Source organism: Methanococcoides sp., assembly GCF_030594565.1.
Classification (GTDB): domain Archaea; phylum Halobacteriota; class Methanosarcinia; order Methanosarcinales; family Methanosarcinaceae; genus Methanococcoides; species Methanococcoides seepicolus.
Genome location: NZ_JAUVEY010000098.1, coordinates 1 through 8109, shown reverse-complemented (window position 1 = coordinate 8109; position 8109 = coordinate 1). Strand labels below are relative to the sequence as shown.

Here is an 8109-nt window from a genome sequence, read left to right as displayed (position 1 = left end):
CGTACCATTACGCTTGAATCTTTCCCGACAGAATAGAGCATGACGGGATTTTTAAACTCAGCAGCCACTTCACGAATAATATGGATTGACTCTGATTCGAGTTGTTTTAAATAGGAAATATTAGTGTCTTTCAACAAACTTCTCCACAACTTATAAGATTTAATAACTTATTCACTCAAAAGTCCTATGATATAAATATTTTATAATTATAGCCACCTGAAAAATATATATACCGGGATCAGGAATATTTATACTTTCAATAAACAATATCAGATAGAGGAATTGATGGGGCAGTATTCTGATATGGGTCTTGATGTTGTTGAACATCGAAGGTGTGGAAATATTGCGCCGAGTATTAGCCGTTGGGCGTTCGACATGGTCAAAGAGTGATAATTTTTCAGAAATTTTAGGAGAGTTCATTAGTTATCATTTCTTAATTTGTGATGGGTGTTCGTTCGTGAAGGCCTATCAGTGAAAAACAGTTAGTAAAATTCAATTGTTCATTGGAGTTATTTTTATGACGGAAGATAATGAGGTTCAGAGTGCTGATATGAGTATTGTTATAGTTTGTTCTACTGTGGATCCGGCAAGTCAGAATATAAAAGAGCATTTGCTAAAGCTCAGAGATTGGGTTGAAGTGAGTGTGAAGGAAGGTATTTTTGATGATCTTTCGGCGGTGTATCGGAGTGGGAATTTTCATATTGTCGAGGTTACTGAACATCATATTTATCAGGATGGAATCGACAGGAAGATCAAAGAGGCAGGTTTGCCATGCGAGCTCATCATTTTCGCTTCCAAACATAAAAGTGCTGATGGTAGGAGGCTTTTGACTGCACATTTTACGGGAAATCCGGGTTCTGCTGATTTTGGAGGGTATCCCGGTGAGCTTTCTAAGGCTGCTCCGTTCGCGCTCTGTTGTTTGCTTAGGAATATGGCCGAGTTGTCGGAGGGCATTGGGTTCGATGTTTCGATGGAGTCTACTCATCATGGTCCTTCTGATCTTGATGTTCCTTCGGTCTATGCAGAGATCGGTAGTTCTGAGGTGGAGTGGGTCGATCGGGGTGCAGGGGAGGTCGTTGCACGTTCTATCCTTTCCGTGAGGCAGGGAAGTTGTCCTGTGGCTCTTGGATTTGGGGGTGGGCACTACGCTGCAAGACAATCCGGGATCGTTCTGGGCTCGGATGTTTCGTTCGGTCATAATTTCCCGAACTATCAGCTTCAATTTGTTGATGGGGATATGTTCAGGAAGGCAGTTGAGAGGTCGGGTGCAGATCTTGTGTATTGTGACAGGAAGGCGATGTCCTCTGATGAGAAGATACGGATTAATGAGCTTGCAGATGAATGTGGGCTTGAGGTATTGAGGGAAAGTGACATAAAAGAGATGGACGGGGTCTGCTGGGATGTTTTCAGGATATTTTGGCATAAGGTTCGGGATGAGGGTCTTTCCGGGCGGGTTAAGGTCCCTGCTGGGATGAAAGATAAGTTGAGTGAGAATGCTTGCGATATTTTTGAGTTCGATGTGTCTAATGTTGTTACTGTTGTAGTTGACAATGAACTTCTCAAATTGGTAAGGTCTGTTGATATAGGTGGTGTGAAAAGGTTGCTTAATATGTCGAATGTTGTCTATTCGGAACGCGATGATGCAACAATATCAAATCATTTCTATACTTTCTGGAATCGTGATGCAGAGAACTTCCTTACCTTTATTGTAGATGAATGCATTAAAATACTAAAAGGGCGTTATGATACTGAATACGTTTTCGAAGAAAATGTGTTGTATATTTCGGATGAGAGATTCAGTCCTGAGCTCGCGCGAAAGTGGGGAGTTCCTTCCGGTCCTATGTTTGGGAAACTGGCAAAAGGTCAGTCCGTTATGATCGAGGGAAACACTATCCGACCAGAAATGGTCCATGAGAGAACACAGAAGAGTCTTGTGTTAAGGAATGCGATCTTTTGAACGATGTAGATAAATATAATACTAATCTCTATATATTACGAATCTCAATATTCCATACATTTGATCATGTTGCTATAGTGGAGGATATGTTATGAAATCCATAGTAGAAGAGGCATTAGCTCGATCTGTAGAAGAGACGCAAATCCGTTCCAGCGACGTTTCACAATCTGATAATATTAATGCGGAACTTGAGGCAATGCTGAAAGATCTGCAGACTAACATCAAGGTTGTAGGATGTGGCGGAGGGGGTTCGAACAGCGCTCAGCGTATGCAACAGGAAGGCATCAAAGGTGCTGAAGTCGTTGCTGTGAACACGGATGCTCAGCATCTTTTGAATGTTACTACCGATAGGAAGATCCTTATTGGTAAGAAGAAGACAAGGGGTCTTGGTGCAGGTAGTCTGCCTCAGATCGGTGAGGATGCTGCACTTGAGAGCATCGATGAGGTGCGTTCAATAGTGGATGGCTCTGATATGGTGTTCATTACTGCAGGTCTTGGCGGTGGTACCGGAACAGGTTCCGCTCCAGTTGTCGCAGAGGCTGCAAGGGATGCCGGTGCTTTGACGATCGCTGTGGTCACTCTTCCATTCTCCGTAGAGGGGCATGTAAGGCGTGAGAACGCAGAAGCAGGTCTTGAAAGGCTCAGGGATGTCGCTGATACTGTCATTGTCGTTCCGAACGATAAACTTCTTGAGGTTGTTCCAAGGTTGCCATTGCAGGCAGCGTTCAAGGTTTCCGATGAGGTTCTGATGAGGGCTGTGAAAGGCATTACAGAGCTTATTACAAAACCGGGTCTTGTGAATCTTGATTTTGCTGATGTAAGGACCGTTATGCAAAACGGTGGCGTTGCAATGATAGGTCTTGGTGAGGCCGATGGTGAGAACAAGGCTGTAGAGTCTGTTCAGAAAGCATTGAGGAGTCCTCTTCTTGATGTGGATATCTCCGGTGCGACATCTGCTCTTGTGAATGTTGTCGGTGGTCCGGATATGACCATTGCAGAGGCTGAGAGCGTTGTTCAGGAAGTATATACCAGGATCGATCCGAATGCAAGGTTGATCTGGGGTGCCCAGGTGGACCCTGATCTTGAACATTCAGTGCGTACTATGCTTGTCGTTACTGGTGTGAGATCCCCCCAGATCTACGGAAGTGGGAATTCCAAGAACGTGACGCGGAAATACGGGATCGATTTCGTAAAATGATCAGGGGATCTATCTCCTTATCTTTTTAATTTGTTCTTATGATACGACGCTGTTCAATCGAAAGGTATTTTATTTAGTACGTTATTTAAACGCCACTAAATTTTATAGTCGAATCGATCGTTGACGAATTGTATCGTATCAACTCGTACATATCAATAATACTAAAACTGGTTGTGAAAAGTTTGGCAGAGAATATGTTAAAATCGGCTAAGATAAACCGCAATGTCGCTCAGGTCCTCAAGTCATATCTTAGGGTACTGAAATTATCCAAGAAACCTTCCAGAGAGGAATTCCTCATGATCGCTAAGGTCGCTGGTGCCGGAATTCTTGCGATAGGCTTTGTTGGTTTCCTTATTTATGTGCTGTTGACCGTAGTTCCACAGTGGGTGTAACTTTATGGGTGAAAATGCCGCTATATTTGTTGTAAAGACAACTGCAAATCAGGAGCGTTCGGTTGCTGCTATGCTGGCTCAGGTTGCAAAGAAGGATAATCTTGATATCAGGTCAATAATTGCTCCTGATGAGCTCAAAGGTTATGTACTTCTGGAATCTTCCGATTCCGGAGCCGTGGAACAGGCGATCCAGACAGTTCCTCATGCGAGGACTGTTGTAAAAGGTCAGTCTAGTATAGCGGAGATCGCACATTTCCTTACGCCAAAGCCAACCGTTACAGGTATTACGGAAGGTGCTATTGTCGAAGTGACCTCTGGTCCTTTCAAGGGCGAAAAGGCACGTGTGAAGCGTGTTGATGAAGGCCATGAAGAGATCACTGTGGAACTGTTCGATGCAGTCGTACCAATACCTATAACTATTCGTGGTGATACTGTACGGATACTTAGGAAAGAGGAAACAAATTCCTGAGTGAATAGATTCTATTCATAGATCTAATCTATAAACTTATTTAATTAATTTATAAAATTTAAAAAGGTGTTGCTCGAATGGCAAGTGTAGTAGAAGCATTGGTTCCTGGCGGTAAAGCAAATCCCGGTCCTCCACTGGGCCCTGCGTTAGGACCTCTTGGTGTTAATATTAAAGACGTGATCGAAAAGATCAATGAAAAGACAAAAGATTACAATGGGATGCAGGTTCCTGTTAAGGTTATCGTTAATGACGATAAGAGTGTTGAGATCGAAGTGGGTACTCCACCAACATCCGCATTGATCCTTAAGGAACTTAACATCGAAAAGGGTTCAGGAGAGTCCGGTACCGTTGTTGTTGGCAATCTTGAGATCGCACAGGTCGCAAAGATCGCACGTATGAAGAAAGACGATATTCTTTCCTATTCGCTTAAGGCTGCAATCAAAGAGGTCATGGGGACCTGTGTTCCTATGGGTGTAACGATTGAAGACCTTGATCCAAGGGAATGCCAGAAAGCTGTTGATGAGGGCAAGTTCGACGAGTCTCTCGCAGCAGAAGCATGGTAATTAAAGAGATACTAGTATCTTTTTAATATCTATATCAAATTCAAACAAGTTGGTCAGTCTTTCTGGCTGACCGACAAGTTTTAAACAGATGCTTCAATATTGAAGCTTCGTAATTGAGATGAGAATCTCCTTACTTTACCGTAGTAGGCCGGAGCGGCCGCAGAGGCGGGTATGCAATTATTGTATGCCTACCGGATGCAGATGCTATCTGTGTCAGAACATATGTTCAATAACTACGGGGAGGAATAGAATGGTAGAAGAAACTACTTTAGATCTAGTAAAACAGTTAATTGAAGGTTCCCCGGAACGTAAGTTTTCCGAGAGCTTGGATCTTGCAATTAACTTAAAGAATCTCGATATGAGTCAGCCTAAGAATCGTGTGGATGAGGAGATAATCCTTCCTAACGGCCTTGGTAAGACCATGAAGATCGCTGTTTTTGCAAAGGGTGAGGTTGGACTCAACGCAAAGGATGCTGGCTGTGACTATGTCCTTACGGAAGAGGATATCAAGGAGCTCGGCGAGGATAAATCAAAGGCAAGAAGTCTCGCAAACGAGTGTGATTTCTTTATCGCAGAAGTCCAGTATATGGCTCAGATCGGTAAAGCCCTTGGTGCTATTCTTGGTCCTCGCGGAAAGATGCCTGTACCATTGACCCCTGACAAGAACGTTGCTGATCTTATCAACAGCACAAAGAACTCAATACGTATCCGATCAAAGGATAAATTGACGTTTCACGTGTCAGTTGGTCGCAGGGATATGGCTGTCGAGAAACTTGCAGAGAACATCGAAACAGTTCTTGGTAGAGTAGAACATTCTCTTGAGAAAGGTAAACACAACCTTAAATCAGTCTATGTTACAACTACTATGGGTAATTCTGTGAGGTTGGTATAATGGGAGAACTTCACCACAGTGAACACATTCCTCAATGGAAGAAAGATGAGATCGAGGAAATTAAGAGTCTCATTGAATCATATCCATTGTTTGGTGTTATTGGTATTGAAGGAATTCCTGCAAAGCAACTTCAGTCAATGAGAAGGGACCTAAAGGACTTTGCAGTCCTTAAAGTTTGCAGAAACACTCTAACAAGAAGGGCACTTGACGAGTCATCTGATGATGTCAAGAAGATGGATGATTATGTTGATGTGCAGACCGCACTCATATTCACAAAACAGAACCCTTTCAAACTCTACAAGTTGCTTGAGAAAAGTAAGACTCCTTCCCCTATTAAAGCGGGAATGGTAGCTACTAGCGACATTATTGTAGAGGCAGGCCCAACAAGCTTCCCACCAGGTCCTATACTTGGTGACATGCAGGGAGCAGGTATTCCTGCAGCTATTGATGGCGGAAAGGTTGTCATCAAGGAAACAAAGGCTGTTGCAAAGGCCGGCGAGGTTGTATCTCAGAAACTTGCAGCTATGCTGACAAGGTTGGAGATCTATCCACTTGAAGTCGGTCTTGATCTTAGGGCAGTTCTGGAAGAAGGTTCTATCTTCACTCCTGATGTACTTGCTATCGATGAGGAACAGGTATTCTCCAACTTCGTACAAGCAGCTCAGCAGGCATTCAATATGTCTGTCAATGCAGCATATCCAACTGCTATGAACATCAACACATTGCTTGCTAAGGCGGCATCCGATTCAAGGAACGTTGCAGTCAATGCTACCGTTTACGAGCCAGGAATCATGGATATTCTGCTTGGTAAGGCATACAGCAAGATGATGGCGATCGCTTCAGCAGCATCCTCCAATGATGATGCTCTTGACGATGAGCTAAAGGAAGCACTCGGTGCAGCAAGTTCTGCTGCAGCTGCAACAGCAGTCGAGGAAATTGTTGAAGAGCAGGAAGAAGTCAAAGAAGAAGAAGAGGAAAGCGACATGGCGTCCGGTCTTGGAGCACTCTTTGGATAAACTAACTATCAAATATAATATTAATAACTAAAAGGTGAATTACAATGGAATACATATACGCAGCACTATTATTGCACAACGCAGGTAAAGACATCACAGAAGAATCCGTCTCCGCAGTACTCTCTGCAGCAGGCACAGAAGTTAACGAATCACGCGCAAGGGCACTTGTTGCAGCACTCGAAGATGTAGATATCGAGGAAGCAATGGCAACCGCAGCATTCGCACCAGCAGCAGCAGCAGCAGCTCCAGTAGCAGCAGCAGCAGCTGAGGAAGCACCTGCAGAAGAAGAAAAAGCTGAAGAAGAAGAGAGCGGCATGGCTGGTCTCGGCGCACTCTTTGGCTAAGCTATTTTCAAACCGATACTCGCATTATGCGAGTATCAATTCTTTTTTTTAATATAATTTCAATTTTGTGATCCTTTCATTCGGTTCTAAAAAAGTGTCTGAGATTTATCTCTGACAATTTGAAAGCTCAACTTATATTCGTTAAGCTCGTTCTTCGCTATTTTCCAAAACATCAAATAATGGGATGTTCATTCCGGGGTCCCATTTCTCAATGAATGTAAGCACATGGTATTTCATAAAGACCCGTAAAGGCACTGCTCCCATCATCGAGACCAGTATTAACAGTATGATCTCTATAAAAACGATAGGTGCAATAATTATCCATGCTGTTTCTCCTAGCATCATCGAAAGAACGAAATAGATAACTGCATCGATGATAAGAAATAGCAAGATCGGTATCAATATCAATAAAAAAACAAGAATTATGACAGCTATACTACCGAATGCCCACAGGAACATCCTTCCGATCCAGTATGCAAACATTTGTTTCCAATCGCGCCTGAAATTTGCGATAACTCTTTCCAGAGATTCAATAAATCCTGTGGAACTGTACATTGCAACAGGGATACAAAGAACGATGAACGAATTAATTATACTGCTTATTATGGAGAGAATTATTAATACCGCAATGAGGCTGGGGCTGGAAGTTATCAAAAGGGGTAGTAGGTTTGTTGAAGGATAATGTAAGATCTGCATTATGATGGGCAAAGCCGTCATCAGAAATATTCCCAGGTATATACTTCTCAGTGCCAGCCTTAATATGAATAGGTTCAGTCCCATGCGTAGGAACTTAGCTGAATATTCCCAGAATCGAACGTCATTCTTTGTGACGGATTCCACAAGAACGAGGTCCATAACTGAAGCAAAATATCCAAAGAGCAATACCAATACTAAAATTATTATGAATGCTGCGATCACCCATGACAGATCTGGCATCGACATCTGATCTATAAATGAGCTCAATGTAGGGATTTCAGAAAAAGGAGATGAGGGTGTATCTTGGAAATCTGAATTTGAAGAAGGTCCGTTGTAACCTTGCCCTCCTCCTCCACTTGCCAGAGCTATAATAATGGCAAGTTTTATCCATTTCCAGATATCAAATGGCTCAAGTAGTGCGACCCGTGTTCTTTTAAAAGCCACGTCGACCGCATCTACTACAAACCAGCTCATGCAAATAAATACTCTACGGTGTTATAAAAAATAACCGGTTAGGTTATTCTCTCTTCTTTTGAACGCCTGTCCTTTTCTTAAAACCGGTGCGTGCTTTGTCTCCGCTGC

Annotated in this window: 9 protein-coding genes; 8 read left to right on the top strand and 1 reads right to left on the bottom strand. The window is 43.0% G+C overall.

The features are described from left to right. Nucleotides 1-517 precede the first annotated feature (517 nt). The 8 genes from QAS77_RS08615 to rpl12p all read left to right on the top strand — a co-directional run bounded on the left by QAS77_RS08615 (nt 518) and on the right by rpl12p (nt 6831). Nucleotides 518-1957, top strand: coding sequence for a D-aminoacyl-tRNA deacylase (locus QAS77_RS08615; RefSeq protein WP_305064958.1), 1440 nt, complete (start codon nt 518-520; stop codon nt 1955-1957). 91 nt (nt 1958-2048) lie between these two features. Next, complete coding sequence (gene ftsZ, locus QAS77_RS08610) at nt 2049-3155, top strand: cell division protein FtsZ (RefSeq protein ID WP_305064957.1); 1107 nt, start codon at nt 2049-2051, stop codon at nt 3153-3155. A 194-nt stretch (nt 3156-3349) separates the two neighbouring features. Then, a complete protein-coding gene (locus QAS77_RS08605) occupies nt 3350-3547 on the top strand; it encodes a protein translocase SEC61 complex subunit gamma (RefSeq protein ID WP_250867066.1) in 198 nt (65 codons plus the stop codon). Between the two features lie 4 nt (nt 3548-3551). Then, nucleotides 3552-4016, top strand: coding sequence for a transcription elongation factor Spt5 (locus QAS77_RS08600; protein WP_250867067.1), 465 nt, complete (start codon nt 3552-3554; stop codon nt 4014-4016). Between the two features lie 77 nt (nt 4017-4093). After that, complete coding sequence (locus tag QAS77_RS08595) at nt 4094-4579, top strand: 50S ribosomal protein L11 (protein WP_250867068.1); 486 nt, start codon at nt 4094-4096, stop codon at nt 4577-4579. 250 nt (nt 4580-4829) lie between these two features. Continuing rightward, nucleotides 4830-5471, top strand: coding sequence for a 50S ribosomal protein L1 (locus QAS77_RS08590; RefSeq protein WP_305064955.1), 642 nt, complete (start codon nt 4830-4832; stop codon nt 5469-5471). Further along, complete coding sequence (locus QAS77_RS08585; RefSeq protein WP_305064960.1) at nt 5468-6487, top strand: 50S ribosomal protein L10; 1020 nt, start codon at nt 5468-5470, stop codon at nt 6485-6487. The genes QAS77_RS08590 and QAS77_RS08585 overlap by 4 nt, the downstream gene beginning before the upstream one ends. A gap of 44 nt (nt 6488-6531) precedes the next feature. Further along, the gene (rpl12p, locus tag QAS77_RS08580) at nt 6532-6831 is read left to right on the top strand and encodes a 50S ribosomal protein P1 (RefSeq protein WP_250867070.1); all 300 of its coding nucleotides are present in this window, start codon (nt 6532-6534) and stop codon (nt 6829-6831) included. A gap of 141 nt (nt 6832-6972) precedes the next feature. Here rpl12p and QAS77_RS08575 read toward each other — a convergent pair whose 3' ends face one another. Continuing rightward, nucleotides 6973-8001, bottom strand: coding sequence for a DUF7544 domain-containing protein (locus QAS77_RS08575; protein ID WP_305064952.1), 1029 nt, complete (start codon nt 7999-8001; stop codon nt 6973-6975). Between the last annotated feature and the right edge of the window lie 108 nt (nt 8002-8109).

Coding starts and splice junctions, on each gene's coding strand:
- QAS77_RS08615 (WP_305064958.1), top strand. CDS start 518: ATGACGGAAGATAATGAGGTTCAGAGTGCTGATATGAGTATTGTTATA.
- ftsZ (WP_305064957.1), top strand. CDS start 2,049: ATGAAATCCATAGTAGAAGAGGCATTAGCTCGATCTGTAGAAGAGACG.
- QAS77_RS08605 (WP_250867066.1), top strand. CDS start 3,350: ATGTTAAAATCGGCTAAGATAAACCGCAATGTCGCTCAGGTCCTCAAG.
- QAS77_RS08600 (WP_250867067.1), top strand. CDS start 3,552: ATGGGTGAAAATGCCGCTATATTTGTTGTAAAGACAACTGCAAATCAG.
- QAS77_RS08595 (WP_250867068.1), top strand. CDS start 4,094: ATGGCAAGTGTAGTAGAAGCATTGGTTCCTGGCGGTAAAGCAAATCCC.
- QAS77_RS08590 (WP_305064955.1), top strand. CDS start 4,830: ATGGTAGAAGAAACTACTTTAGATCTAGTAAAACAGTTAATTGAAGGT.
- rpl12p (WP_250867070.1), top strand. CDS start 6,532: ATGGAATACATATACGCAGCACTATTATTGCACAACGCAGGTAAAGAC.
- QAS77_RS08575 (WP_305064952.1), bottom strand. CDS start 8,001: ATGAGCTGGTTTGTAGTAGATGCGGTCGACGTGGCTTTTAAAAGAACA.